This window comes from Microbacterium sp. 16-032, assembly GCF_041079455.1.
GTDB classification, from domain to species: Bacteria; Actinomycetota; Actinomycetes; order Actinomycetales; family Microbacteriaceae; genus Microbacterium; species Microbacterium testaceum_A.
Map to the genome: position 1 here is coordinate 350,684 of NZ_JBFYGQ010000003.1, position 26,130 is coordinate 376,813.

Below are 26,130 nucleotides of genomic sequence, written 5' to 3' on the forward strand. Positions count from 1 at the left end.
CAGACTCATCTCGGGTCGGCGGGGGTCTCGCGCCAGCGAACGGAGACCGCCGTGACCACGAAACCGAAGGGCACCAGCGTGAGCTCCTCACCTCTCCCCCCGGCCATGCTCAGGGCCGGTCGCGTTGTGGCCTGGGCCGTCGGCGCATTCCTCGTTTTTGCCGTCGTCGTCGCCGCCTGGGTCGGCGTGCGGGGGTGGATGGCCTACCAGCATTTATCGCGCGTAGAGGCGGGCATTAGCGAGGCGTCCTCGGCACTCGCGTCTGACCCCGGCGCCGCGGGCGCAATCGTCGCCCGCTTGGCAACCGACGCCTCAGACGCGCACGACCTCACCTCCGACCCGGTGTGGCACCTCGCGGAGGGGGCTCCGTGGGTCGGTCCCCAGCTGGAGGCCTTCGGCACGGTGGCGTCCGCGGGCGACGCTCTCCTTAGCGATGCACTTTTGCCCCTCGTCACGGCAGCCCAAGACACCTCTTTTGACGCATTGAAGCCGGTCAATGGCCGTATTGATACCACCGGCCTAGCTGTTCTCGCACAACCTGCCCAACTCGCGGCATCCGCCGCCGCAGGTGCATCCGATCAACTGCAGGGTCTGAATCGGACGCCCCTCGTGGGAGTCCTCGAGCGCGCAGTCGACAAGTCGTCCACGGTTTTCGAACAAGCCGCGACGAGTCTCGACGCGCTTTCGCGGGCGACACGCCTACTCCCCGACGTCCTGGGCCAGAACGGTGAACGCAACTACCTGCTGCTTGTTCAAAACAACGCCGAGTGGAGGTCGTTGGGCGGCATCGCCGGCACGGCAATTCTCCTCAAGACCAACCAGGGTGCGATCAGCCTTGCAAACACCGAATCCGGCACCTCCCTGTCGAGCGGCATCAAGAATCCGGTCGTCGACCTACCCGCCGACGTGCAGAACATCTACGAGACCAGACCAGCACGCTTCTTCCAGAACCTCACGCAGGTTCCCGACTTCACCTTCGATGGCCCGCTCGCCCAAGAAATGTACAAGCAGCGAACAGGTGTGTCCGTGGACGGCGTCATCGCCCTGGATCCGGTCGTGCTGTCCTACCTTCTGCGCGCAACCGGACCGGTAGCGCTGCCCGACGGCTCGACGCTGTCTGCCGAGAACGCCGTCACAACGCTGCTCAGCGACGTCTATCAGCGATATCCCGATCCGTCAGCGCAGGATGCGTTCTTCGCCGCCTCGACTGGAGCTGTCTTCAACGCCTTTCTCGAAGGACGCGGGTCGACAGTGAGCTTGCTGACGAATCTCGCGACTGCGGCCGACCAGCGACGAGTGCTGATGTGGAGCGCCGATCCCGACGAACAGGCCATTCTGGAGGGATCGTCGGTTGCCGGTGAGCTGCCGCAAACGGACGACGACACGGCCCGGTTCGGGGTGTATCTCAACGACGGCGGCGGTTCGAAGATGAGCTACTACGTCAAGCCTGACGTGAGTCTGGCGTGGGACCAGTGCGCCCCCGACGGGCGGAACGGCCCGCGTCAGCTGACTCTGCGGATGAGCCTCGCGAACACCGCGCCCACCGACGCCGAGACGTCACTTCCGCGATACGTCACTGCCAACGGCGCATTCGGTACGGCGCCGGGAACGGCGACCGTCGTCAACAACGTCTACCTCCCCGAGGGGTTCGAACTCGTCTCGGCCGAGACCGCGGCGGGTACGGGACCCTCGACCGGGACGTTCGAGGAGCGTCAGGTGCTGACCTTCGGGTTCCAACTTCTTCCCCAGTCGTCGGCCGACCTGACGGTGACCGTGCGCGCAACGACGACGGCGTCGAAAGCCGAGGCATTCGTCACCCCGACAGCCGATGCGGGAATCGAACCGACGGTCAAAGCCACGTGCGAAGCCACGGCAGTCGCAACCCTTCAGTGAACAATGCGACTGCGTAAATGCGCCTCCGACTGCGCGTCAGCGTAAATTTACGTAGTCGAAACCTTGACAATTTGCAATCCAGGGAAAACCTAGGCAATACTCAGGAAGGGTCTAGCACCGCCCACCGCTTCATTGTTGTCCTTCCCCTTGCAGCTCCATCGGGATAGCACGGACGCGGACCACCACCTCCCGGTAGCCCGGATTCGAAAGCAGGCATTTATGAAGCTCAACCTCAAAAAGGCTGGCGTCACCGCGGCCCTCGCCGGCGCGCTGCTCTTCGCAGCTCCCGCCGTGGCTCAGGCGTACGTCCCCACCGCTCCCGGCACGCAGACCGTGACGATCACCAACAACGGCCCCGTCACGTTCAACGTGGCCCCCGGCGCGACCGTGAACTTCGTCCTCGTCGGCTACAACGCCAACCAGGCCGGCCTCGCCACGGCGAACTTGCCCGTCAGCTCCAAGTCGATCACGAAGGTCGCCGACGCCTCCGGCAACGCGACCGCGGTTGTCACGCTCCCCGCTGACGCCCGTGGCACCTACACGCTTTCGGCCACGCCTACGGGTGGCACCGCTGGCGGCTCGAACAACGCCGGCGGCAACACCGGCCTCCCCGCCACCGGCTTCGACGCCAACTCGATGCTCGGCATCTGGGTCGGCGGCGGCGCTCTCGTTCTCGCCGGTGGCACGATCGCCGTGGCCACCACGGTTCGTCGCAACCGCGCCGAGGGCAAGGCCTGACGCACCACGCGTTCCTGAAGGGGCGCTGTCGACTTCGGTCGGCGGCGCCCCTTCTTCGTTCGTAAGCGCCTGCGCCGACACCGGCACGCGGCATCCAGCCCGCTCCGTCAACCCTGCGCTCCCCCGGGCTCGGCGCGGTTGACTCGAGCCATGGACACGACAACCACCGCTCCCCTCGACAACGACGGGCGTGACGCCGACACCCCGCCGACGCTGCCGTTCGTCCACATGTGGACCGGACTCGACGGCAAGAGCCGGCTCGACGAATCCGTCCTTCGGGGATTCGGGATGCAGAGCGTCGGCGGCGGAGCCGACCCGCAGTGGATGCGGCCGTTCCCCGGCGAGGTGTCGGCCGTGCTCTTCGCGGCGTTGCCGGTCGGGTGGGTGGGGCAGTGGCATCCCTCCCCTCATCCGCAGTGCGTCATCCCGCTGCGGGGGCGCTGGTTCCTCGGGACGCAAGACGGCTCGCGCGTCGAGATGGGACCCGGCGACATCCACTTCGGCCAGGACACCGACACCACCGAGGTCGACGGCACGGCCGGACACCTCTCGGGCACCGTCGGCGACGAGCCGTGCCTGCAGGTGCTCATCCAGTTCGCCACGTCGCCGGCCGCGCCCACCGCCCACCCGTTCGGTTGAGCGCGTCAAGCCGCCCCACCCGGCGGCCCCCGCACGTTTGACTGGGACCATGCCCCGCATTTCCCTCGACGGTCAGATCCTGCAGAGCGCCCGCTCCCCCGAGACGGTCGACGTCGCCCCTCCCCGCGTGTGGGACGCACGCCTGCGCACAGTCCTGCCTTCCGCCTCGCGCCTGCTGTCGCTCTACGGTGACGCCACCTGGGCCGAGGGACCGGTCTGGTGGCCCGAAGAGCGCTCCCTCGTGTTCAGCGACGTGATCGGCCGGCGCACCCTCGCGTGGCGCGAAGACGGCTCGATCGTCACGGTGCGCGACCGCTCGAACTTCGCCAACGGAAACGCGATGGATGCCCACGGCCGCCTCGTCCAGGCCGAACACGGGCGCCGCGGCATCAGCCGCACCGACGAGAACGGCACCGAGCTGCTCGTCGACGCCTTCGAGGGCGAGCCACTGAACTCCCCGAACGACCTGGTCGTGGCATCCGATGGCTGGATCTGGTTCACCGACCCCACGTACGGCATTTCGGATCCGCGCGAGGGATACCCCGCCGACCCCGCACTCCCCCACCAGAGCGTCTACCGCTGGCGCGACGGCGACGGCCTGCAGCGCATGATCGACCTCGACCAGCCCAACGGACTGGCCTTCAGCCGCGACGAAAGCACTCTCTACGTCGCCGAGTCCAACGCCGAACGGCTCCCCCGCGTCGTCGCGTGCAGCTGGAATGGCGAGAGCCTCGGCGCCCCGCGCACCTTCGCGACGGTGGATGCCGGCATCCCCGACGGATTCGTCGTCGACAGCCGCGACTGGCTCTGGATCTCGAGCGAAGCGGGCGTCGTCATCGTCGACGAGAGCGGCGCGCGCCTGGGCATCATCCCGACCCCGCACGTCGTCAGCAACTGCACCTTCGACGCCGACGAGAAGCGCCTGTTCATCACCGGCGACAGCGACCTCTGGATGGTGGAACTCGCGTGACCGACGTCGAGATGGCGCGCATCCCCGCCGGCCGCGTACTGCGCGGAGATCTGCGGGGCGCGGAACGACGCGAGATCGTCGTCGACAGCTTCGAGATCGGCGTCTACGCCATCACCGAAGAACAGATCGCGGAGCTGCTCGGCATCCCGTCCCGCCATCCGCGACGCCCCGCGACGCAGCTGAGTTGGCTGCGCGCGATTCGTCTCTGCAACGCGCTGAGCGAATGGGAAGGCCTCGACCCCGTCTACTCGTTCGACGGAGAGGTCGTGACGGGCGACCCCGACTCGGACGGCTTTCGCCTGCCCACCGAAGACGAGTGGGAGTACGCGTGCCGCGCGGGTTCGACGTCATCGGCCTACGGACCGGTTCGCGAGGTGGCCTGGACGGCCGCCGACGGCCTGACCGCCCCGGCGGACGTCGGAGGACGGATGCCGAACCTCCACGGACTCTTCGACACTCTCGGCAACGTGTGGGAATGGTGCGCCAACCTGTACGACCCCGAGGGCGAGAGCGACGCGCGCGTGTTCCGCGGCGGCGGATGGTCGGATGCCCCCGCGCAAGTGCGGGCGACCGCGCGGCGGGGCGGGCGTCAGCGGGACGCGTTCGACGACGTGGGTGTGCGGGTCGCCCGGGGGTGACACCCCGGGGGCCTTACGGCTTCGCCGGTCAGTCTTCGGTGGTGATGGACTCCGTGAGCGAGTCCATGAACGCCACGATGGTGTCGAGCTCGCCGTCGTCGAAGCGCTCGGCGACATCGCGCATGGCGCCCAGGTGCACGCCGAAATGCTGGAAGAACTCGCGGCGGGACTTGTCGGTCAGCACGACCACGCGGGCCCGCCCGTCCGAGGGGTGCGGCAGACGCTCGAGATGGCCAGAGGCGACGAGGCGGTCGATGAGCTTGGTGGTCGACGCGGTCGAGATGCGCAGGTGGCTCGCCACATCGTGCGGGCTGACCATCTGACCGCGGTACTCGCGGATGGTGAGCATGCGCAGCGTCGCGAGGTCACTGGCGTTCATGTCCATCTCGCCCTTCATGCCCGAGTGCATGCGGTCGAGGGCGTCGCTGAGGGTCTGGACGGCGCGTAAAGTGTGGGTCACGGCGGGCCTTGTACCAGAGGCCGACACGGCTTTCGTCACGGTGGACACCCCCTTTCGGCGTCGGTATAGTCAAGCCTACATCGCTAGCTAAACTAGCAAACGGGAGGCACGATGAGCGAGACCGAATATGTCGTCCTCCTGGACGACTTCGGCAACGAGATCGGCACGGCGCCCAAGGCTACCGTGCACGACACCGAGACACCTCTGCACCTGGCGTTCTCGTGCCACGTGGTCAACTCCGCGGGCGAAGTGCTCGTCACGCGTCGCGCCCTGCACAAGAAGACGTGGCCCGGTGTCTGGACGAACTCGTTCTGCGGCCACCCCGGCCCCTCCGAAGCCTCGCTCTCGGCCGTGCACCGCCGTGCTGCGCACGAGGTCGGCCTGGTCATCCGCGACCTCGAGCTGGCTCTGCCGAACTTCCGCTACCGCGCCGTCGACGCCAGCGGCATCGTCGAACACGAGATTTGCCCCGTGTACGTCGCCCGCGCCGACGTCGACCCCGAGCCGAACCCCGACGAGGTCGCCGAGTACCGCTGGGTCGACCCGCTCGAACTCGCCGCGTCTCTCGAGTCGACGCCGTGGGCGTTCAGCCCCTGGCTCGTCCTGCAGGCGCAGCAGCTGCACCTGTTCCAGACCCCTCACACCGTGAGGCGTGCCTCATGATCAGTCTTGAATCCACCCCCGTCGCCCGTCAGGGCATCGACCGCGAGATAGACGGGGCGCTCTCGCGCCTCCAGCGGCGCGCCACCACCCTGGGCGACGGCGCCCGGTACCTGGCATCCGCCATCCGTCGGGCGACCGAGGGCGGAAAACGCTTCCGTCCCCTACTCGTGGTGTCGGCCTTCGAGACGCTCTACGGCGACGACGAACACCGCATCGGCGTGTACCAGGTCGCCGCGGCCTTCGAACTGCTGCACACGGCGTTCGTCATCCACGACGACGTGATCGACCACGACACCGAACGCCGCGGCGTGCCCAACATCGGCGGAGAGTTCCGCCAGCGGGGTCTGATGAAGGGGGCGGATGCCGACGGCTCGGCCCTGCTCGGAGACGCGGCCGCGATCCTCGCCGGTGACCTGCTGCTGCACGAGGCCGGACGCATGATCGCCCTCGCGCAACTCCCCGACCGCATGCGCCAGCCGCTGCTCGAGATGCTCGACGACGCCGTTCTCATCTCGGCGATGGGCGAGCTCTCGGACGTGGAGCACGCCGTCTCGTCGGGCGAGGTCGACTCCGAGGCGGTGCTGCGCACCACGCGCGACAAGACCGCCGCGTACTCGTTCTCGGCACCGCTGCAGGCCGGAGCCCTCATCGCGGGAGCACCGAGCCCCTCGATCTACGCGCTCGAGCGGTTCGGCCAGCGTCTGGGACTCGCGTACCAGCTGGTCGACGACCTCATCGGCGCCTTCGGTTCGTCGGCGGTATCGGGCAAAGAAGAGGGCTGCGACCTGCGCGAGGCGAAGAAGACGCACCTCATCTCGCTCGCCCGCAAGACACCGAAGTGGCCCGAGGTCAGCGAAGCGCTCGCCCAGGCCCACACCGGTCCGATTGCGGTGCGCGCCGCCCAAGAGGCCCTCTCCGAGTCGGGCGCCCGCGCCGAACTCGAATGCCTCATCCTCGACACGCTCGAAGAGGCCCTCATCATCGTCGACTCCTCGACGGTGCCGGCCGCGTGCCAGGACATGCTGCGAGACCTCGTGAAAGCCGTGCAGGAGCGCATTCCGTGAGTCACGCGCCCACGGGCCTCGAGCTGTACTCCCAGACCGCGGACGACGCCGCCGCCGCGGTGATCAACCGCTACTCCACCTCGTTCGGCATCGCCGCGCGCCTGCTCGGGCCCCGCCCGCGCCCGCACGTGCGCAACATCTACGCCCTCGTCCGGGTGGCCGACGAGATCGTCGACGGACCCGCCCACGACGCGGGGCTCAGTCCCGAGCGGGAACGCGCGGTGCTCGACGGCCTCGAGAACGAGGTTCGGGATGCCATCGCCACCGGCTTCAGCGCCAACCTCGTCGTCCACGCGTTCGCCCGGACAGCGCGCGAGTGCGGCATCACCGAAGAACTCATCGCCCCGTTCTTCGCGTCGATGCGCACCGACCTCGACACCGCCGAGCACGACGACCTCTCGCACGACGCCTACGTCTACGGCTCGGCCGAGGTCGTCGGGCTCATGTGCCTGCAGGTGTTCCTCAACGCCGGGATGTCGGCACCCGCCCGACCCGCCGCCGACCTCGTCGACGGCGCACGGCGCCTGGGCGCGGCCTTCCAAGACGTGAACTTCCTGCGCGACCTCGCCGACGACGCCGACCGCCTCGGCCGCGACTACCTCGACGGCGCGGCCGACGACGAACGCCGAGTGGCCGTTCTCGATCGCATCGACGCCGACCTCGCCGCCGCGGCATCCGTCATCCCCCACCTGCCACCCGACTGCCGCGCCGCCGTCACCACGGCGCACGACCTGTTCGCGGAACTCTCTCGCCGCCTCCGCTCCTCCCCCGCCGGCGCCCCGCGCGTCCGCGTTCCCGACGGTGTCAAAGCCACCCTCGCCGCCCGCGCCCTTCTGGGCCGCCTCCCGAAAGGTTCACGCTCATGAGCGCCCAGCGCATCGTCGTCGTCGGAGGCGGGATCGCCGGTCTCGGTACCGCAGCACTGCTCGCCGACCGCGGACACGACGTCCACCTCTTCGAGGCGCGTGACGCCCTCGGTGGCCGCGCGGGATCGTGGGAGAAAGACGGCTTCCGCTTCGACACCGGCCCCAGCTGGTACCTCATGCCCGAGGTGTTCGACCACTTCTTCCGCCTGCTCGGCACGAGCGCCGCCGAACAGCTCGACCTCGTGCGCCTCGACCCCGCGTACCGCGTCTACGGCCCTCCCGGAAAGGGCGAGCCGATCGACATCGTGTCGGGTCGCGAGGCCGTTCGCGCGCTGTTCGAGAAGCACGAGCCCGGCTCGGGCGACAACATCGACGCGTACCTCGACTCCGCGAAAGACGCCTACGAGCTGTCGACGTCGAAGTTCCTCTACGACCCGTACTCGTCGACCAAGGGCCTGCGCGACCCCGCGCTCGTCAAGCGCCTGCCCACGCTCATCCCCCTGCTCACCCGCACGCTGTGGAAGCGCGTCACCACCGACTTCAAGAACACCCGCCTGCAGCAGATCCTCGCCTACCCCGCGGTGTTCCTCGGCGGATCGCCCTTCGAGGTGCCGAGCCTGTACCACCTGATGAGCCACCTCGACCTGGGCGACGGCGTGCTCTACCCCAAGGGCGGCATGACCGAGATCATCACCGCGATCGAGAAGCTCGCGCGCGAGCGCGGCGTCACGATCGAGACCTCGGCACCCGTCGAGGCGATCATCACCGAGTCGGGCACCGCGCGCGGCGTGCGCCTCGCCGACGGCCGGATCTTCGCAGCGGATGCCGTGGTCTCGGGCGCCGACCTGCACCACACCGAGAACGAGCTGCTCGAAGAGAAGGACCGCCAGTACCCCGAGAAGTGGTGGAAGGACAAGGTGCCGAGCCCCGGCGCCCTGCTGCTTCTGCTCGGCGTCACGGGCGAGCTGCCGCAGCTCACCCACCACACGCTGCTGTTCACCGACGACTGGCACACCAACTTCGACGCGATCTTCGGCGAGAACAAGAAGATCCCCGACCCCGCGTCGATCTACATCTGCCGCCCCAGCGCCTCAGACGACTCCGTCGCGCCCGAGGGACACGAGAACCTGTTCGTCCTCGTCCCCGTGCCCGCCGACCCCGACAGCGGCCGCGGAGGCGTCTCGGGCGCCGGCGACGAGCGCATCGAGAAGGCCGCGGATCGCGTCATCGCGCAGATCAGCGAATGGACCGGCATCCCGGATCTCGCCGAACGCATCGTCGTGCGCAAGACCATCGCGCCCGAGGACTTCAAAGAAGACCTGCACGCCTGGCACGGCAACTCGCTGGGCCTTGCGCACACGCTCAACCAGAGCGCGATCTTCCGCCCCAAGAACCGCTCGCGCAAGGTCGACAACCTCTACTACGCCGGCACCTCGGTGCTGCCGGGCATCGGCCTGCCCATGTGCCTCATCTCGGCCGAGCTCGTGGTCAAGCGCCTGACGGGCGACACCACCGCCGGTCCCCTGGCGGAACCCGCGCGCGCGGCGGTCTGAGGTGCCGGGGATCTACCTGGGCGCGATCCTCTTCTCGCTGATCGGCATGATGCTGATCGACGGGAAGTACTCGCTCGCGCTGCGGGTCGCTCCTCTCCGCACCACGATGGCGGTGCTGGGCGGGACGGTGTTCTTCCTCGCGTGGGACCTCGTCGGCATCGCCACGGGCGTGTTCGTGAAGGGCGAGAGCCCGCTGTTCGTCGGGGTGATGCTCGCCCCGCACCTGCCGCTCGAAGAGCTCTTCTTCCTGCTGTTCCTGAGCTACCTCGCGGTCGTGATGTTCGCCGTGTTCGAGCGGCGCGCCGCCGCCCGGGCTCGCCGCACCGACGCCCCGGCGGTCGAGAGGCGGTCCGCGTGACCTACCCGCTCATCGTGCTGCCGTTCGTCGTTGTCACCCTCCTCGTCACCCTCGCGACGCTCCGGCGGCCGCGGTTCCGTCAGCGGATGGCATCCTCCGCTCTGACGGCACTCGTGCTGGTGGGCCTGACGCTCGTGTTCGACAACCTCATGATCGCCGTCGACCTGTTCTCGTATCCTCAAGAGCACCTCAGCGGCCTGAAACTCGGGCTCGCCCCCCTCGAAGACTTCGCCTACCCCCTGTGCGCGGCGTTCCTCGTGCCGGCGCTGTTCACCCTCTTCGCTCCCCTGCCCTCGAAGGACACCGCATGACCGCCCCCGCCGCCCTCACCCCCGGCCGCGTGCTGCGGGAGCTCTTCGTGTCGTCGCGACCGGTCAGTTGGATCAACACCGCCTTCCCGTTCGCCGCCGCCTACCTGCTGACCACGCGGACGATCGATGCGCCGCTGATCATCGGCATCCTGTTCTTCCTCGTTCCCTACAACCTCGCGATGTACGGCGTGAACGACGTGTTCGACTACGAGTCCGACCTGCGCAACCCCCGCAAGGGCGGCACACACGGCGCCGTGCTCGCCAAGCGCATGCACCCCATCACACTGTGGGCCTCGGCGCTGTCGTGCCTGCCGTTCGTCGTGTACCTCGTCATCATCGGGTCGCCGCTGTCGTGGCTCGTGCTCGCGCTCAGCCTGTTCTTCGTCGTGTTCTACTCCGCGCCGCCGCTGCGGCTCAAGGAGCGCCCGTTCGCCGACTCGATGACGAGCAGCATCCACTTCTTCTCGCCCGCCGTGTACGGGCTCGTACTCGCGGGCGCCGTGTGGACGCCGCAACTCGTGTTCGTGCTGATCGCGTTCGCGCTCTGGGGCATCGCCTCGCACGCCTTCGGTGCCGTGCAGGACGTCGAAGCCGACCGCGCCGCCGACATCTCGTCGATCGCGACCGCCCGCGGAGCCCGATGGACCGTGCGCTTCGCCCTCGTCGCCTACGCCCTCGCCGGGGTGGCCATGCTGTTCACCGCCTGGCCCGGGCCCCTGGCCGCCGTGCTCGTGGTGCCCTACCTCGTCGTGTGCTGGCCGTACCGGAACGTCACCGATGCCGAGAGCGACAGCGCCACCGCCGGCTGGAACCGCTTCTTGTGGCTGAACCAGATCGCCGGCTTCGGCACCACGATGTTGCTGATCTGGTGGTGGTTCCTCAGCGCGTGAGCGCGTGTGGCGCGGGTCGGGCGCATCGCGCTCCGCCCGGCGAGACTGCAGCTCGCTGACGAGAGGGCGTCAGGCTGACGCGGGTTTGTCAGCGAGATGCAGTCTCGGCGCTTGGGGGTGCGTGCGAGGCGGGGCGCTGCGGTGCGTGAGCGTGGGGCGCTGCGGCGCTGCGGCGCGTGAGCGTGGGGCGCCTGACGCAGCGGTGTGGGGCGATACGCGTGAGCGCGGGGCGCGACGGGGCGCGTCGGGCAGTCCGGCGCGTGAGGGGCGCGCGGCGCGCACGTAAGCGCGGGCCGCGCGCGCCGTGGGCGGCGGCGGGAACGACGACGCCGGCGCCCCGCGGGAAGCGGGACGCCGGCGTCGAGGATCGATCAGCCCGCGGGCGTGGCCGAGGGAGCCGGGGTCGGCGTGGTGCTGGCCGTGCCGCCCTGGCCCTGCGACTCGAGGTCGAGCAGGCGCTGGACGGCCGCGGTGAGGCGGGCATCCTGCGTCGCGAAGCCCGCGAGGTCGCCGCTCGTGAGCGCCGCCTGACGTGCCGTGAGCGCGTCGCGCGCCTCCTGCAGGGCAGCCGCGTAGTCGCCCGTCGGAGCCGGGGTGCCCGACGATCCGCCCGAACCGCTGTTCTGGTCGGTCGGGGTGACGGTCTCGTCGCCCGTATTCGCGCCGGAATCACCGCCGAACAACGTATCGAGCGCCTCGCTGAGCGTGTTCTCGAACGCGATCTTGTTGCCGAAGGCGACCAGCACGCGTCTCAGCTGCGGGAGCTTCGTATCACCCGACGACTGCACGAACACCGGCTGCACGTACAACAGACCGCCACCGACCGGGAGGGTCAGCAGGTTGCCGTTGAGCACCTGCGACTGCCCCTGTTTCAGAATGTTGATCTGCGACGAGACGTTCGTATCGGAGTCGAACGTGTTCTGCACCTGGCCGGGTCCGGGCACCGTGGTCGACGAATCGATCACGAGCATTCGGAGCTTGCCGTAGTCGTCGCGTTTCGTCCCCTGCTGATTACCCGCATTGGAGTCGACGGCGAGATAGCCCGTGAGCACGTTTCTCGCCTGCCCGCCCTGAGACGCCGGGATGAAGCTCGTGAACATCGAGTACGACGGGTCGTCCTGGTTCGGCATCTTCATCGTCAGGTAGTACGGCGGCTGGAAGGTCGCCGGGTCCTGCGGGTCGTTCGGGGTCGTCCAGCGGTTGTCCTGCTGAAAGAACGAACGCGCGTCGTCGACGTGGTACACGCCGAGCATCGAGCGCTGGACCTTCATCAGGTCGGTCGGGTAGCGCACGTGGCTCATGAGGTCGGCCGACATGTCGGTCCACGGCTTGACGGTCGTGGGGTAGATGTTCTGCCACGCCTTGAGCAGCGGGTCCTGGTCGTCCCACGCGTACAGGCTCACCGAGCCGTCGTAGGCGTCGACCGTGGCCTTGACCGAGTTGCGGATGTAGTTGATGTCATCCAACGCGTAGGTCGGAGCCGGGTTGTTCGAGTCGGCGATCGCCCGCGAGAGCGAGACGCCCGAGGAGTACGGGTAGTTCGCGCTCGTGGTGTAGCCGTCGATGACCCACTTGATGCGCCCGTCGACGACCGTGGGGTACGGGTCGCTGTCGAGCGTCAGGTACGGCGCGAGCTTCTGCACGCGCTGCTTGGGGTTGCGGTCGTAGAGGATCTGCGAGTCGGAGTTGACGTAGTCCGAGAACAGGATCTGCTCCGACTGGAACTTCAGCGCGTAGATGAGGCGGTTGAAGACGTTGCCGACGCTGGGGCCGCCGTTACCGGCGAAGGTCGTGCGCGTCTCGTTGCCGCCGTCGGCGCCGAGCGGGTAGTCGAGCTCGATGTTCTCGCCGCCCTCGGGGCCGCCGACGATCGAGTACGGGGGCGACTGCTCGCCGAAGTAGACCCGCGGCTCGTAGTTGAGGTCGGTCAGGAAGCCGGTGCCGGGGATGGCCTGCTCGAGGAAGACCGGGTCGCCGTCGGCGGTGCGCTCGTTACCGGCGGCCGCAACCATGCCGTAGCCGTGCGTGTAGACGAGGGTCGTGTTCTGCCACGAGGCCGCGTCGCCGAGCTGACCGATGTTCAGCTCGCGCAGTGACACCACGGTGTCCTGCGTCTGGCCGTTGATCGTGTAGCGGTCGACGTCGAGCGGAGTGTTGAACTGGTAGTACGCGCGGTACTGCTCGAGCTGGCGCACGGTCGGGCCGATGATCGCGGGGTCCATGATGCGCAGCTGCGCGGTGGACTCGGCGTCGTTGCGCAGCTGACCCGCCTGGGCCGTCGTGGTGGCCTGGAAGTTCTCTTTCTCGATGTTGTCGAGACCGTACGCGGCCTTCGTCCCGTCGAGGTTGCGCTGATAGTACTGGCTCTCGAGAGCGAGCTCGTTCGGACGCACCTGGAACGTGGTCACCGCCCACGGGATGGCGGCGCCGACGACGATCGCCGAGACGACCAGCAGCGCGGTACCGATCAGCGGGTAGCGCCAGCGACCGAGGAACGCCGTGACGAAGAACGCGAGGGCCACGATGACGGCCGCGATCGCGAGGATCGTCTGGCCGGGGATGACGGCGTTCGTGCCGACGTAGCCAGGACCGGTGATGCGCTCCGACGGCTCGACGAGCGTGCGGAAACGGTCGAGCCAGAGGCTCGCACCCTGCAGCAGCAGGTAGAGGCCGGCGAGGATCGCGAGCTGGATGCGCGCGGCCTTCGAGATGCGCAGCTCGCGCTGGCCGACGCGCACCGAGCCGTACAGGTACGAGACCACGCCCGTGAGCAGGAGGCACACCAGCACCACCGCGGACGCGAAGCCGAGGGCGGCGGCGTAGAACGGCATCCCGAACAGGTAGAAACCGGTGTCGAGACCGAACTGGGGGTCGGTGGTGGAGGTGGAGACGCCGTTGAACCACAGCCACGTGGTCTCCCACTGGGCGGAGGCGGCGAAGCCCGCGAAGAAGCCGAAGAAGATCGGGATGCCCCACATCGCCAGGCGGCGGAGCGGCTCGACGACCTCCTGATAGCGGTCGAGCTGCGAGCTCAGACGCGCGTACACCGGCCGCAGCCGGTAGGCGAGATGGATGACGCCCCACACGGGCAACGCCATCGCGACAAAACCGACGACGAACATCACGCTCCGGCCGATCCACTGGGTGGTCAGCACGGTGGTGAAGCCCAGCTGCGAGAACCACAGCCAGTCGGAGTACAGGTTCGCGAAGACGAAGAACGCCACGACGAGCGCTGCGATCACCGCCAGAGTGATCGAGATGATCCGTCGAGAGCGGTTAGGAGGCGTGGCCTGATTCGGCGCCGAGGTCGTGGTCACCCGTCCATCCTAGGCGCGCCCCGCCTGGGGTTCGCCGTGAAAGGACGATCACGAAGTACACGTCGGCAGGGCGTCGAGATCGCCCCCGTCGCGGATGGTCTCGAGCATGGTGAGCGACTGCTTCAGCGTCGACGTCGAGAACACCCGGATGCCGTCGGGCACGTGCCCCACGACCTCGTTGCAGTTCGCCTCAGGCGCGAGGAACCAGGTGGCCCCGGCATCCCGAGCTCCGTAGAGCTTCTGACGGATGCCGCCGATCGGGCCCACATTGCCGTCGGCGTCGATCGTGCCGGTGCCGGCGATGTGCTGGCCACCGGTCAGATCGCCGGGCGACATCTTGTCGATGATGCCGAGCGCGAACATCATGCCGGCGCTCGGGCCGCCCACGTCGTTCAGCTGGATCTTCACGTCGACGGGGAGGTCGAACGTCATCATCAGTCCGACGCCCAACAGGTACTGCGTCTGACCGTTCACATCGGTCTGCCGGGGTGTGACCTGGACGGTGGATGCCGTGCCATCGCGCTCGTACCCGACGGTGACCGGGGCTCCGGCGGCCTTCTGCACGGCGGCGCGAACGTCGTCGATGTTCGAAACCGCCGCCCCGTCGACGGAGGTGATGACGTCGTTCTGCTGCAGCAGGCCCTTCGCGGCCCCGGAGTCGTCGATCGTGCCGACGGCGATCTCCTGCGGGACGTCGTACCCGAGCTGCCGGAGGGCCGCGGCGCTCGCCTCGAGCTGCGAGTCGGTCATGAGGGCGGCGTTCTCGGTGTTGCGCTGCTCGGTGCTCTGCCCCGCGGGGAAGATGCGGTCGATCGGGACGACGGCGCGCGAGCTGTCGAACCAGGCCAAGGCCAACTCGATCCACGACGGAGTGTGCTCGCGGTTGCCGCTCACCTGGACGGTCAGCAGGTCGAGCTGACCGGTACTGGTGGAGTCCTTCTCGTCGGGCACGGTGATCAGGGGCACCTGCTGGCCGTCGGCCGACGCGGTGGTCCCGAGCGTGTTGTAGACCGGGCCGGGCTGCTGGATGACGTAGGCCGAGGGCAGGAACGTCATCACGAACAGCACGATCACGGCGATCGTGAGCGACCAGACGCCGACGACGGTGCCGCGCCTCCACCGCTGTCGAGGGGCGGGCACGACGGAGACGTTCTCATCGAACAGGGTCACGGTCTCAATCCTTTGCCGGGTCGTTCGCGCGCGGCGTAAGCGGCGAGAGGCCGGGCCGACAGATGCGGGGAAGCGTGCGACTAGCGTAGGACTCGTTCCCCCAGACCTGGCTGAAAGGCGGCTGAAGTGGCAGACGACAACCCCGGCGGCGACCGGAGCCCCGAGGACGAGTTCCAAGAACTCATGCGCCGTCTCATGTCAGGCGATGTCAGCGGAATCGACCCCGAACAGCTCTCGCGGCTGTCGGGCATGCAGATCGATCCCGCGATGCTGCAGGCGGTCATGGCGCAGTTGCAGGGCGCCTTCGCCGGCACCAACGAGGGCGTCGACTGGAGCCTGGCCGAGCGCCAGGCCCTGCACATCGCCAACCAGGACGGCCTGGGCGTGACCAGCGGTCAGCGCACCGACATCGACCAGGCGTTCACCCTCGCGGCACTGTGGCTGGGAGAGGCCACCTCGATCAGCGACCTCCCCCGTCCCCCGCGCGCCGTCACTCGCGGCGCCTGGGTGAGCGCGACCCTGCCCGTCTGGCAAGAGCTCGCCGAGCCCGTCGCGACCAGCATCGCCGACGCCCTCACCGCAGCCCTCGGACAGCAGGCCCCCGACGACATGCAGGAGATGATCGCCGGAGCCGGTCGCCTCATGCGCACCGTCGGCGGGTCGCTCTTCGCCACCCAACTCGGCCAGGTCGTCGGCCGACTGTCGACCGAGGTCGTCGGTGGCGGAGACGTCGGCATCCCCGTCATGCCCGACGGTGAGGCCGCGATCCTGCCGCAGAACTTCGCCGACTTCGGTCGCGACCTCGAGATCCCCGAGGATCAGCTGGCCCTCTACCTCGCGACCCGCGAACTCGCTCACGCGCGCCTGTTCCGTCACGCCCGGTGGCTGCGCCTGCACGTCATCTCGCAGGTGCGCGACTTCGCCCGCGGCATCCACGTCGACACCGCCGCCCTCGAAGACCTCGCCTCGCGCTTCGACCCGACGCAGCCCGAAGAACTGCGCGGCGCCCTCGAGAGCGGTGCCCTACTGCCCGAGCGCTCCGAAGAGCAGACCGCGGCCCTCACGCGCCTCGAGAACCTGCTCGCCACGATCGAGGGCTGGGTCGACGTCGTCACCGAGGACGCCACCTCGCGGCTGCCCTCGGCCGGACGCATCGCCGAGGCCGTGCGCCGCCGCCGCGCGGTGGGCGGTCCCGCCGAGCAGGCGCTCGGCGCCCTCGTCGGCCTCGAACTGCGCCCGCGCCGCATGCGCGAGGCCGCGGCCATGTGGCGCGCCGTCACCGACGCGGTCGGCGTCGACGGTCGCGACGGGCTGTGGGACTACCCCGACCTCATGCCGTCGTCGGAGGACATCGACGACCCCGCGGCGCTCATCGCGCGCCTGACGGCCGCCTCGCGCGGCGAAGCGGCCCCCTCCGACGCGATGGACGACGCATTGGCGCAGCTGCTCGCCGAGGAAGCCGACGGCGGTCGACGCGACGCCGAGAGCGAGAGCCCGGATGCCGGGACGCCCGGCGCTGCAGCCCCGGATGCCGGGAGACCGGATGCCGGGACCCCGGGCGACGCGGCGGGTGACGCCGGACGCGACGGCGGCGATGACGATGGAGCGGCTCCGGGAGACCAGCGCCCGGTGTGACGCGGGCCCGGGGCGCTGTTGTGAGCGCCGAGCCGGCTTCGAGCTGACGCCCGTGGGGAGGACGACGTTCCTCCCCACGGGCGTTTCGCCGTTTTCGCCCTGGGGACAACGGCATCCGAGATCTCGAGCGACGCGATGATCGGGCGATGATCAGACTCGATTCCGCCGCTCCCCCGCTCTGGCGCGCCGACGGGAGCATCCAGTTCGGCGCCCCCGCGGTGGCCGTCTCGCCGTTCACCGGCTCGTGGGTCGACGTCGTCGTCGCGGCCCTGGCCGAGGGGACGAACCCGGCCGCTGTGCGGGGGCTCGCCCGCGTGCACGGAGCCGGGGACGGCGAGGCCGACGCCTTCCTCGCGGCGGTCGCGCCGGCGTTGGCGCGGAGGACGCGGCATCCACCCCTCGCCCTTCACGTCGACGACGACCTGCCGGCGCGGGCGACTCGCGCCGTGCTGGCGGCATTGCCCGCCCGCTCGCGGGTCGTTCCCTGGGCAGGACCGGCGACCGAAGACGTCGCCCCCGGAACGCGGGTCGTTCTGCTGGCCGCTCACCGGGTCGACCCGCGACGGGCGGGGCCGCTCGTCCGCGACGACGTGACCCACGTGCCCCTCGTCCTCGACGGGTCAGGCGCCCGCATCGGCCCCGTCGTGGCGCCGGGACGGACCGCGTGCCTGGCCTGCCTCGACGCCGATCAGCGCCGCCACGACCCGGGCTGGGCCACGGTGGCCGCCCAACTGATCGGCAGACCCCGACCCGAAGTCGACGTGGCCCTCGCCGCCGAGGCCGGTCGGGCGGCGCGGTTCTTGCTCACCGCTCCGATCGGGCGGACGACGAGGTCGTTGCACCTGCGCGGCGACTCGTTCCGGCGGGCCTGGACGCTGCATCAGCCGAGCGCAGACTGCCACTGCCGATCTCCCGAAGGAATCGCGACGGAGACCGCTCACCCCGACCTCGGCCCCGCGCCCAGCTCACCGACAGCGTTCGCGCGGCCCGCGTGACGCCCACGTACGCGAGGCGTCGCTCCTCGTCGACCGCCTCGAACGTCTTCGCGTACGAGATCGGCAGGAGCCCTTCGCTGACTCCCACGAGGTACACGTGATCCCACTCCAGACCCTTCGCCGCGTGCAGCGTCGCCAGCGTCACCGTGCGGGTGGTCGGCTCGTGCTGATCGCGGGCGCGCGCCTGCAGGTCGTCGGTGAAAGCTCGCAGATCCGTACCCGCGGGGGCCTCCTCGGCCAGCCGCAGCAGAGCCGCCCGCGCCTCCCACGCCTCGCGCAGAGCACCGCCCGCCTCGGGCGGGTCGTCGGTGAGCCCGACGCTGCGCAGCACATCGCGCACCGTCGGAAGGAAGCCCGTCTCGAGCGGCGCCACGGACGCCGCCCGCAGAGCCATGAGCGCCTGACGCACCTCGGGCAGGTCGAAGAACTTGCGCCCACCCAGCACGGACGCTGCGACACCCACCTTCGCCAGAGCAGAGAGCAGCGCCGCCGACTGGGCGTGCGAGCGGTACAGCACGGCGATGTCGTGCGGATCGACGCCGCGCGAGAGCGAGTCGCGGATCGAGCGAGCCACGGCGGCGGCCTCGTCTTCGTCGTCGTCGAAGGCGCGGACCGTCGGGGTAGGCGTCTCGTCGTCGCTCGCGGCCTTCAGCTCGAGGGCGCCGGCCCGGCCCCGCATGAGGTCGTTCGCGACGGCGAGCACGGGAGCGGTGGAGCGGTAGTTGCGCTCGAGACGCACGACGCGCGCGTCATCGTGGGTGCGCTCGAAATCGAGCAGGTACCGCGCATCGGCGCCCGTGAAGGAATAGACCGTCTGGCTCGCGTCGCCCACCACGCACAGGTCGCGACGATCCCCGAGCCACAGCTCGAGCAGCCGGTTCTGCAGCGGGGAGACGTCCTGGTACTCATCCACCGTGAAGTGCCGGTACTGCTCGCGCACCGCCGCGGCGACGCGCGGTTCGGCCTCGATCATGCCGGCGCACGTCAGCAGGACATCCTCGAAGTCCATCTGACGACGCTCGTCCTTGAGCTTCTCGTACGCCCGCTGCAACGCGACGACCTGATCCACACCGAGGCGGCCGACGCCGTCGGGGCGGTCCGCCGCGTACTGCTCGATCGACCGCAGGGTCACCTTGCGCCACTCGATCGCCGAGGCCACATCGCGAAGGGTCGCCGTGTCGGGAGCGAGTCCCACACCGTCGGCCGCGTGCGCGAGCATGCGGACCTTGTTGTCGATGATCGACGGAGCCTGGTCGCCGGCGAGCGTCGGCCAGAAGAAGTTGACCTGCGCCAGGGCCGCCGCGTGGAACGTGCGGGCCGACACCCCCGAGACGCCGAGAGCGCGCAGACGCCCGCGCATCTCTCCCGCGGCCTTGGCCGTGAAGGTCACCGCCATCACGCGCTGCGGCGAGTACGCGCCGGTGTCGACGCCGTGGGCGATGCGACGCGTGATCACGCGCGTCTTACCGGTCCCCGCCCCCGCGAGCACGCACACCGGACCGCGCAGCGCGCGGGCGGCCTCGAGCTGGTACTCGTCGAGCCCCTCGAGCGGCGAGGTCACGCGACGCCTCGATACCAGTCGTCGATGAGCCGCCGGGCGATGGACGCCCGTCCCGGAAGCATCGCCGAGCCCTGGCCCCGCAGCGCCGCCCCGATCTCGTCACGGTGGAACCAGCGCACCTCGACGATCTCGTCGCCGTCGGCCTGCGCCTCGGCGTCGTCCACGACCACCGCGCGGAAGCCGAGCATCAGCGACCGCGGATACGGCCACGCCTGCGAACCGCGGTACGCGATGTCGCGCAAGCGCACCCCGGCCTCCTCGCCCACCTCGCGGGACACGGCATCTTCGAGCGATTCCCCCGCCTCGGCGAAGCCGGCGAAACATGAATACCGGTCCCCGCCCCAGGCGGCATTGGCACCGAGCAGGATGCGGTCGTCACTGGTGGCGGAGGTCACGAGCACGATGACTGCGGGGTCGGTGCGCGGAAAATGCTCGCGCCCGCACACGGGACAGTGGCGCGACCAGCCGGCGTGGCGCAGTTCGGTCGCCGAGCCGCACGCCGGGCAGAAGGCGGCATCGCGCAGCCACCCCGCCAGAGCGACGGCGGTGGTCAGCAGTTCGGCTTCGCCGGCGGGCAGGTCGCCACCGGCGGCGCGGAGCGGGGACCACTCGGCATCCGGAACGATCTCGTCGGGCGCGCCATCGCTCAACGCCGCCAGAACGACCGCGGTGCGGTCGGGAGTGCGTCCGAGGAATGCCCACTCGGTCACGACGTCGTCGTCCACCTCCGTGGTCGACACGAGTGCGAGGCGGCCGTCGCGGAGGGGCGCGGCGTCTCGACGGATCGCGAGCACACGCGTGCCCGGCTCCGCGCGGAGGCGGCCCAGCAAGGTTTCGTCGTCACGCTCACCACCCGCGCGATCCACGGTCAACGGGGGACGGACCTCGGACGACGAGGACGCGGGACGCGGCATCGAACACCTCTCTGACGGCGGGCGGCAAGCGGCGGTCGGACGACCGACCTCCTCGGTCAAGGGCGTGGCGCGGGCCGGTGAAGGAAGGCCCGACCTACCCTGGGGGCATGGCACGCTCGCCCCTCATTTTAGCCGCGTCGGCGACAACGGCCCTGCCCGGTGCAGCCTTCTCGAACGTCAGCACCCTGACCGAGAACGCCGCAGGTCGCTTCGATGCCGCTCTCGCGCGCACCGCCGACGGGCGCGAGGTCGTCATCCGCATGCCGGCTGGCGAAGAGGCTGCCCCCGACCTCGCCGCCGAATCGCGCGCCCTGCACGCGCTCACGGCGGGCGTCCGCGCCCTCCTCCCCTTCGCCGTGCCCGAAGTGATCGGAGAAAGCGGCTCCGGAACGCAGCGCGTGCTCATCGTCGACCGCATCGACGGCTACCGCATCGACCCCGCGCACCTGCCCAAGGGCCCCGGCTACGCACCCGCCATCGGCGGAGCCCTGGCCGCCGTGCACGCACTCCCCGTGTCGATCGTCCGCACCGACGGACTTCCCGTGCGCTCCCCCGAGCAGGTGCGCGACGACGTCAAGCGACTCCTCGACCGCGCCGATGCGACCGGACGCGTCAGCGACGACCTCATGCTGCGCTGGCGCCGCGCGCTCGACGTCGACGACCTGTGGCGCTTCGAATCGGCGGTCGTCCTGGGCGGAGCGACCAGCTCCTCCATCCTCCTCGCCGACGACGAGGACGAGATCCCCCACGTGGTCGGCATCCTCGACTGGGCCGGGCTCAGTGTCGGCGACCCGGCCGTGGACCTGCGCTGGTTGGCATCCGCTCCCCTGGCCGCCGACGACGTGCACGCCGGATACGCCGCCGCGGGCGACCGCTCCCCCGATCCCCTTCTGCGCGAGCGCGCCCGGCTGTACGCCGAGCTCGAGTTCGCCCGGTGGCTCGTGCACGGCCACGACGCCGGCGAGACCGACGTCGTCGCCGACGCCGTCGCCCTGCTCGACGCCCTGGCCGACGGCGTGCGCGGCGACCACATCGTGCCCGACTCGCGCAGCGACATCGACGACGCGATGGCCCTCGTCGAGAGCGTCCCCCCGGTCTCCGCCCCGGCCGCGGTCGACACCTCGATGCAGACCGACGCCTACGACCCCGAAGCCCTCTCGCTGTACCTTTCCGCCGAGCGCGACCGCGCCACGGCTGCCGAGGCCCTCGCCGAAGCCCTCGCGAACGCGAAGGAATCGGATGCCGACAGCGGAGCGATCCACGTCGACCGGCTGCCCGTCCCCGACAGCGTCGAGCCCGGCGCAACCGAACCGCTCGACCTCGACGGGTGGTCCGAGGGTGACGCCCGGGAGCCGAAGGACGACCGCACTCAGGGGCCCGCACTCAGCGGAGACACCGACGCGACCTCGCTCTGGTCGCGCGCCGCGGTGTCCGCCGACCCGGCCGGGCCCGCCGTCCGCGACGAGAACACGTTCGGCGGCGACGCATCCGAGGATCAGCACCCCGCCGAGGGTGACGCCGCGCCCATCGACGACGAAGAAGACGCCGCTCGCGCGAGCCGCGCCGCACTTCGCCGCTGGGGCGTCTCCGGCGACGGGGCCTGACGGGTTTCTCCGGTTCGCGGGGGTGATCTCCTGCGTCGGGGGTGACACCGACCGCGCTCGCGGCCGCGCCGATTGGGGCGGGGCCCGGCGTTGCCTGCGGTTTGGGGCGAGTTTGAACGTTTGGGGCGTGAATTTCGCGCCCCAAACGGAAAATCGCGCCCCAAACCTACGATGACCGCCCCGGCACAGCGAACCACGCCGCAGAAATCCAGCTGACACCGACTGCGCTCGGGGCTCCGCCGCTCGGGGCGAGGCCCGGTGTTGCCTGCGGTTTGGGGACTCGGCCCGGCGTTGCCAGCGGTTTGGGGCGGGTTTTAAGCGTTTGGGGCGTCAATTTCACGCCCCAAACGGAAAATCGCGCCCCAAATCCGTGATGACCGCCCCGGGACAGCGAACCTCGCCACGGAAATCCAAGGGGCGCGCCCACCGCAAATCGCGCCGCAAATGGCGCGTTTCAGGTCAAGGAGACCGCCCTGCGACCGGCCTGAGGCGCGTACTTCCGCGACCTCGACATCACCCCGTACCCGTCATCAGGTGGTCACCGCGCTGCGCAAGCGACCGCGCCCGGGTCAGCCCCGCAGCACCAGCTCGTCGCCGACGTAGAACAGGGCCACATCGATCAGGTCGAGGTCGATGCCGTGTTTCGCGTGGTACGCCTCGCGGTAGAGCTCGAGCTGCAGCATGCGCGAGCGACGCTCGGGCTCGCTGGTGGGCGGGCGACCCGTCTTCCAGTCGACGATCTCGTACCTCTCGCCGCGGCGGTACACGGCATCCAGCTTGCAGATGACGACGTGCTCGCGACCGTCGAGGCGGGTCGTGACGAAGTCGATCTCGGTTTCGACCTCGAGGGGCCGCAACCCCGCCCATTCCGAGCGCTCGAAGCAGGCGCGCAGTCGCTCGAGTTCCGCCGCATCCGCCGCAGACGCTCCGTGCTCGTCGTCGTCCCACAGGCCGTCGTCGTCGAGCCCGATCCCCGCACCGACCAGCCCGGAGCGCTGCTCGACCCAGGCGTGGAAAAGGGTACCCAGACGCGTCTGCCGGTACGGGCGCTCCGGCATGGGGCGCCTCAGGTCGTCGACCGCCCGCCCGTAGTCGGCGACGAAATCCTTGAACCGCGACGCCGGGATACGCGTCGGAGCCGGCGTGTGCACGGGCCGGAGGCGGTCGGCGCGTTCGGCGAGCAGCAGTTCGAGGTCGTCGTCGGGGTCGGCCGGAGGCGCCGCGCGCGCCGCGGTGACGGCGCTCACCGCGCCCGAGATCGCTGTGCGCCGCGCGCCGAGCGGGTCGAGCGGCCACTGCAGCAGGCGCCGCTCGCCGTCGTAGGGGTCCTCCCCCGCCTCATCGACGGTCAGCTCGACGCCGAGCGCCTCGGCCGCCTCGTCGAGGAAGATGCTGGGTCTCCGCGGTCGCTTCGTGCCCGACCAGCTCGACCCCGACAGCATGAGGTGATCCCTGGCGCGTGTGAATGCCACGTAGGCGAGACGCCGGTCCTCATCGAGCTGACGCGCCCGGTTGTCGGCGACGAACGCGTCGATCGCCGCTTTGAGGTCCTGCTGCGTCTCGGCCCCGCGCCACCCGAACACTGGGAGCCAGGCGGAGTCGCCCCGGAACTCCGACGGCAGGATGCCGAATCCCAGCCACCCCTTCGTGTCGCGGGGCAGTGAGGGCAGCTCGTCGGTCACGAGACGCACGACTGCCACGGCATCCCATTCGAGGCCCTTCGAGCCGTGGATCGTGAGGAGCTGCACCACGTCGTCTTCGGGCGGCTCGGTGCGGGGCGCGAATTCGTCTGCCTGTTCGGCGTGGTCGAGCCAGGCGAGCAGGCTCGGCACCGATCCGGACTCGTCCGCGGCGAGGAACCCGCGGATCTCGTCGACGAAAGCGCGCAGCTGCGCCGAGGCGATGCGCGCCGGGCCGCGGGCTTCGTTGGCCGCGAGCTCGATGTCGAGACGGAGCTCGGCCTCGATCAGCCGGATGAGTTCGGGGATGGGAGCACCGACGCTGCGCCTCAGCGCGGCGAACACCGCTCCCGCCTCGCGGAGGCGCGCGCGTCCCTCTGGGGTGATGTCGGTGAGCCAGCCGTGACCGTCGGTCTGGCGCGTGACGAAGTCGAGGGCGTCGACGAGCGACGCCCGATCGGCTCCGGGAGTCGAGCGCAGACGGTCCACGGTCTCGGGCGCGAGCGGCTGCAGGGCGACGTCGTGGGTGGCCAGGCGGCGGGCGAGCTGCGCGAGAGCGCGGAGATCCGCGAGACCGACGGCCCAGCGCGGGCCGGACAACAGGCGGATCAGCGCAGACCCCGCCTCGGGGTCGCTGATGACCCGCAGGACCGACACGACGTCGACGACCTCGGGAGTGGTCAGCAGGCCGCCCAGCCCGAGGATGCGATGAGGGATGCCACGCCGCCCGAGCGCATCGCCGAAGCGCACCATGTGCTTCTTGCTGCGGAACAGCACCGCTCCCGTGGTGCCGCGTCCCTCTGCGGCACGAGCCGCGCGGACGCCGACGAACCACGACGCGACACGATCGGCCTCTGCGTCGAGGTCGTTCTCGAACGCGATCTCGACCACTCCGTCGGGAGCCCCCGGCCGCGAGCGGAGCTCTTCGACCGCGACGGCCACCCGCGAGGCAAGGGGCGCCAGCACGGCGTTGGCGGCGTCGAGCACGCGCGCGCTGTTGCGCCAGCTCGTCAAGAGGGCGAATCGCTGACATCCGCCCGTCGGGGCGAAGGCGTCGGGGAAGCCGCCGAGGTTTCCGGCACTGGCGCCGCGCCAGGCGTAGATGGCCTGGTGCGGGTCGCCGACGGCCATGACGCCGGTCCCGCCGAACAGGGTCGCCAGCAGGTCGGTCTGAACGACCGAGGTGTCCTGGTACTCGTCGAGCAGCACGACGCGATAGCGCGCGCGCAGTTCTTCGACGACCGCGGGGTGCTCCTGGGCGATGCGCAGGGCACCGGCCACCTGGTCGGCGAAGTCCATGACACCCAGCCGCGCTTTCTCGCGGTCGTAATCGGCGGCGAGCCGCGCGAGCAGCGACAACGCCGACACCCGGGTCGCGGCGTCGGCCACGTCTTTGTAGACGCCGACGCGGGCCGAGGTCGACGGGCGCTCGACGATGCGACCGAAATCGTCGGGGAAGGCGGCGAGCTTCTCGAGGTCGACGAGGTTGTCGACGCCGTCGCGGGCGATGCGCAGTGCCGCGTCGATCAGCGTGCGCGGGGATTCTTGACGCTCCTCGAGGCGGGGGTCGTCGGAGGCGAAGACGACCCTCCGCATGAGCAACCATGCCGCCGATTCCGACATCACGGCCGCCTCGGAATCACGACCAATCCGCAGCCCGTGCTCGCGCACGATCGAGTCGGCGAAGCTGTTGTAGGTCGACACGGTGGGCCGGTGCAGGAGTTGGTCACCCTCGTCGAGACCGGCGTCGGCCGCCCCGACCTCGGCGGCGAGAGCATCGAGGACCTCCCGCCGAGCCGCGTCGGCTTTCGCCCCCTCGAGTCGAGCGACGTCGGCGAACACCGACAGCCGGCCGGCCTCGTGAAGAGCGGGCAGCGCGGGCAGCAGCCCTCGTGTCTCGAACTCCGACAGACGCTGCAGACGGCGCTGGATACGCTCGGCCAGCTCTCCGGCCGCCTTTCGCGTGAACGTCAGCCCGAGCACCTCGTCGCGCCGGACCAGTCCGTTCGCCACGAGCCAGACGACGCGTCCGGCCATGGTCTCGGTCTTGCCGCTGCCGGCGCCCGCAACGACGAGGGCGGGGGCGAGGGGGGCTTCGATGACGGCGGTCTGCTCGACGGTCGGCGGGAACTGCCCGAGGGCCGCGGCGATCGTCGCGGCAGAGAGCACAGCGCTCACGACGTCCTCCTCGAGCGCCGGCGGGTGCCCCCGA

The 26,130-nt window shown here is 70.1% G+C and carries 20 protein-coding genes; 14 read left to right on the forward strand and 6 right to left on the reverse strand.

Translation table 11 applies throughout. The features are described from left to right. Positions 1 to 51 precede the first annotated feature (51 nt). The 5 genes from AB6V31_RS07975 (at position 52) to AB6V31_RS07995 (ending at position 4,878) form a co-directional block, all read left to right on the forward strand. The gene (locus tag AB6V31_RS07975) at positions 52 to 1,893 is read left to right on the forward strand and encodes a DUF4012 domain-containing protein (RefSeq protein WP_369364963.1); all 1,842 of its coding nucleotides are present in this window, start codon (positions 52 to 54) and stop codon (positions 1,891 to 1,893) included. A 219-nt stretch (positions 1,894 to 2,112) separates the two neighbouring features. Continuing rightward, a complete protein-coding gene (locus tag AB6V31_RS07980; RefSeq protein ID WP_369364965.1) occupies positions 2,113 to 2,631 on the forward strand; it encodes an LPXTG cell wall anchor domain-containing protein in 519 nt (172 codons plus the stop codon). A 150-nt stretch (positions 2,632 to 2,781) separates the two neighbouring features. Beyond that, positions 2,782 to 3,270 (forward strand): hypothetical protein, encoded by a 489-nt coding sequence (locus AB6V31_RS07985; RefSeq protein WP_369364966.1) that lies wholly within the window; start codon positions 2,782 to 2,784, stop codon positions 3,268 to 3,270. 49 nt (positions 3,271 to 3,319) lie between these two features. After that, positions 3,320 to 4,240 (forward strand): SMP-30/gluconolactonase/LRE family protein, encoded by a 921-nt coding sequence (locus tag AB6V31_RS07990; RefSeq protein WP_369364967.1) that lies wholly within the window; start codon positions 3,320 to 3,322, stop codon positions 4,238 to 4,240. Next, positions 4,237 to 4,878: a formylglycine-generating enzyme family protein gene (locus tag AB6V31_RS07995; protein WP_369364969.1), complete on the forward strand. Its 642-nt coding sequence runs from the start codon at positions 4,237 to 4,239 to the stop codon at positions 4,876 to 4,878. The genes AB6V31_RS07990 and AB6V31_RS07995 overlap by 4 nt, the downstream gene beginning before the upstream one ends. Positions 4,879 to 4,906: 28 nt before the next feature. On the opposite strand, the gene AB6V31_RS08000 is transcribed toward AB6V31_RS07995, so the two are convergent. Beyond that, positions 4,907 to 5,338, reverse strand: a complete 432-nt coding sequence (locus AB6V31_RS08000) for a MarR family transcriptional regulator (protein ID WP_326493367.1) — start codon at positions 5,336 to 5,338, stop codon at positions 4,907 to 4,909. A 111-nt stretch (positions 5,339 to 5,449) separates the two neighbouring features. Between AB6V31_RS08000 and idi the strand changes: the two genes are divergently transcribed. The 7 genes from idi to AB6V31_RS08035 are packed head-to-tail and all read left to right on the forward strand — an operon-like array spanning position 5,450 to position 11,043. Further along, the gene (gene idi / locus AB6V31_RS08005) at positions 5,450 to 6,001 is read left to right on the forward strand and encodes an isopentenyl-diphosphate Delta-isomerase (protein WP_369364971.1); all 552 of its coding nucleotides are present in this window, start codon (positions 5,450 to 5,452) and stop codon (positions 5,999 to 6,001) included. Then, positions 5,998 to 7,065 (forward strand): polyprenyl synthetase family protein, encoded by a 1,068-nt coding sequence (locus AB6V31_RS08010; RefSeq protein ID WP_056230519.1) that lies wholly within the window; start codon positions 5,998 to 6,000, stop codon positions 7,063 to 7,065. The genes idi and AB6V31_RS08010 overlap by 4 nt, the downstream gene beginning before the upstream one ends. After that, on the forward strand, positions 7,062 to 7,931 hold the full coding sequence (locus AB6V31_RS08015; RefSeq protein WP_369364973.1) for a phytoene/squalene synthase family protein: 870 nt from the start codon (positions 7,062 to 7,064) through the stop codon (positions 7,929 to 7,931). Before AB6V31_RS08010 ends, AB6V31_RS08015 begins: the two co-directional genes overlap by 4 nt. Beyond that, positions 7,928 to 9,484, forward strand: a complete 1,557-nt coding sequence (crtI, locus tag AB6V31_RS08020; RefSeq protein WP_369364975.1) for a phytoene desaturase family protein — start codon at positions 7,928 to 7,930, stop codon at positions 9,482 to 9,484. The genes AB6V31_RS08015 and crtI overlap by 4 nt, the downstream gene beginning before the upstream one ends. Position 9,485: 1 nt before the next feature. After that, positions 9,486 to 9,842, forward strand: a complete 357-nt coding sequence (locus tag AB6V31_RS08025; protein ID WP_141377322.1) for a lycopene cyclase domain-containing protein — start codon at positions 9,486 to 9,488, stop codon at positions 9,840 to 9,842. Further along, positions 9,839 to 10,153: a lycopene cyclase domain-containing protein gene (locus AB6V31_RS08030; protein ID WP_056230511.1), complete on the forward strand. Its 315-nt coding sequence runs from the start codon at positions 9,839 to 9,841 to the stop codon at positions 10,151 to 10,153. Before AB6V31_RS08025 ends, AB6V31_RS08030 begins: the two co-directional genes overlap by 4 nt. After that, positions 10,150 to 11,043, forward strand: coding sequence for a prenyltransferase (locus AB6V31_RS08035; RefSeq protein ID WP_369364977.1), 894 nt, complete (start codon positions 10,150 to 10,152; stop codon positions 11,041 to 11,043). Before AB6V31_RS08030 ends, AB6V31_RS08035 begins: the two co-directional genes overlap by 4 nt. A gap of 371 nt (positions 11,044 to 11,414) precedes the next feature. Here the strand turns inward: AB6V31_RS08035 and AB6V31_RS08040 are convergent, their stop codons facing one another. Further along, positions 11,415 to 14,360: a UPF0182 family protein gene (locus tag AB6V31_RS08040; RefSeq protein ID WP_268104195.1), complete on the reverse strand. Its 2,946-nt coding sequence runs from the start codon at positions 14,358 to 14,360 to the stop codon at positions 11,415 to 11,417. Between the two features lie 48 nt (positions 14,361 to 14,408). Further along, positions 14,409 to 15,530, reverse strand: a complete 1,122-nt coding sequence (locus AB6V31_RS08045; RefSeq protein WP_369364978.1) for a PDZ domain-containing protein — start codon at positions 15,528 to 15,530, stop codon at positions 14,409 to 14,411. A gap of 183 nt (positions 15,531 to 15,713) precedes the next feature. On the opposite strand from AB6V31_RS08045, the gene AB6V31_RS08050 reads away from it, so the two are divergent. Next, positions 15,714 to 17,165: a zinc-dependent metalloprotease gene (locus AB6V31_RS08050; protein WP_369365087.1), complete on the forward strand. Its 1,452-nt coding sequence runs from the start codon at positions 15,714 to 15,716 to the stop codon at positions 17,163 to 17,165. 804 nt (positions 17,166 to 17,969) lie between these two features. Here AB6V31_RS08050 and AB6V31_RS08055 read toward each other — a convergent pair. Both AB6V31_RS08055 and nudC read right to left on the reverse strand, forming a co-directional pair. Continuing rightward, a complete protein-coding gene (locus tag AB6V31_RS08055; RefSeq protein ID WP_369364979.1) occupies positions 17,970 to 19,721 on the reverse strand; it encodes an ATP-dependent helicase in 1,752 nt (583 codons plus the stop codon). Then, the gene (nudC, locus tag AB6V31_RS08060; RefSeq protein ID WP_369364980.1) at positions 19,718 to 20,635 is read right to left on the reverse strand and encodes an NAD(+) diphosphatase; all 918 of its coding nucleotides are present in this window, start codon (positions 20,633 to 20,635) and stop codon (positions 19,718 to 19,720) included. Before nudC ends, AB6V31_RS08055 begins: the two co-directional genes overlap by 4 nt. A gap of 107 nt (positions 20,636 to 20,742) precedes the next feature. Here nudC and AB6V31_RS08065 point away from each other — a divergent pair, with 107 nt between their 5' ends. Beyond that, positions 20,743 to 22,239 carry a phosphotransferase gene (locus AB6V31_RS08065; RefSeq protein ID WP_369364981.1) on the forward strand — a complete coding sequence of 499 codons (1,497 nt, stop codon included), beginning with the start codon at positions 20,743 to 20,745 and terminating at the stop codon, positions 22,237 to 22,239. Positions 22,240 to 22,808: 569 nt separating this feature from the next. Here AB6V31_RS08065 and AB6V31_RS08070 read toward each other — a convergent pair. Beyond that, on the reverse strand, positions 22,809 to 26,096 hold the full coding sequence (locus tag AB6V31_RS08070) for a UvrD-helicase domain-containing protein (RefSeq protein ID WP_369364982.1): 3,288 nt from the start codon (positions 26,094 to 26,096) through the stop codon (positions 22,809 to 22,811). Positions 26,097 to 26,130 lie beyond the last annotated feature (34 nt).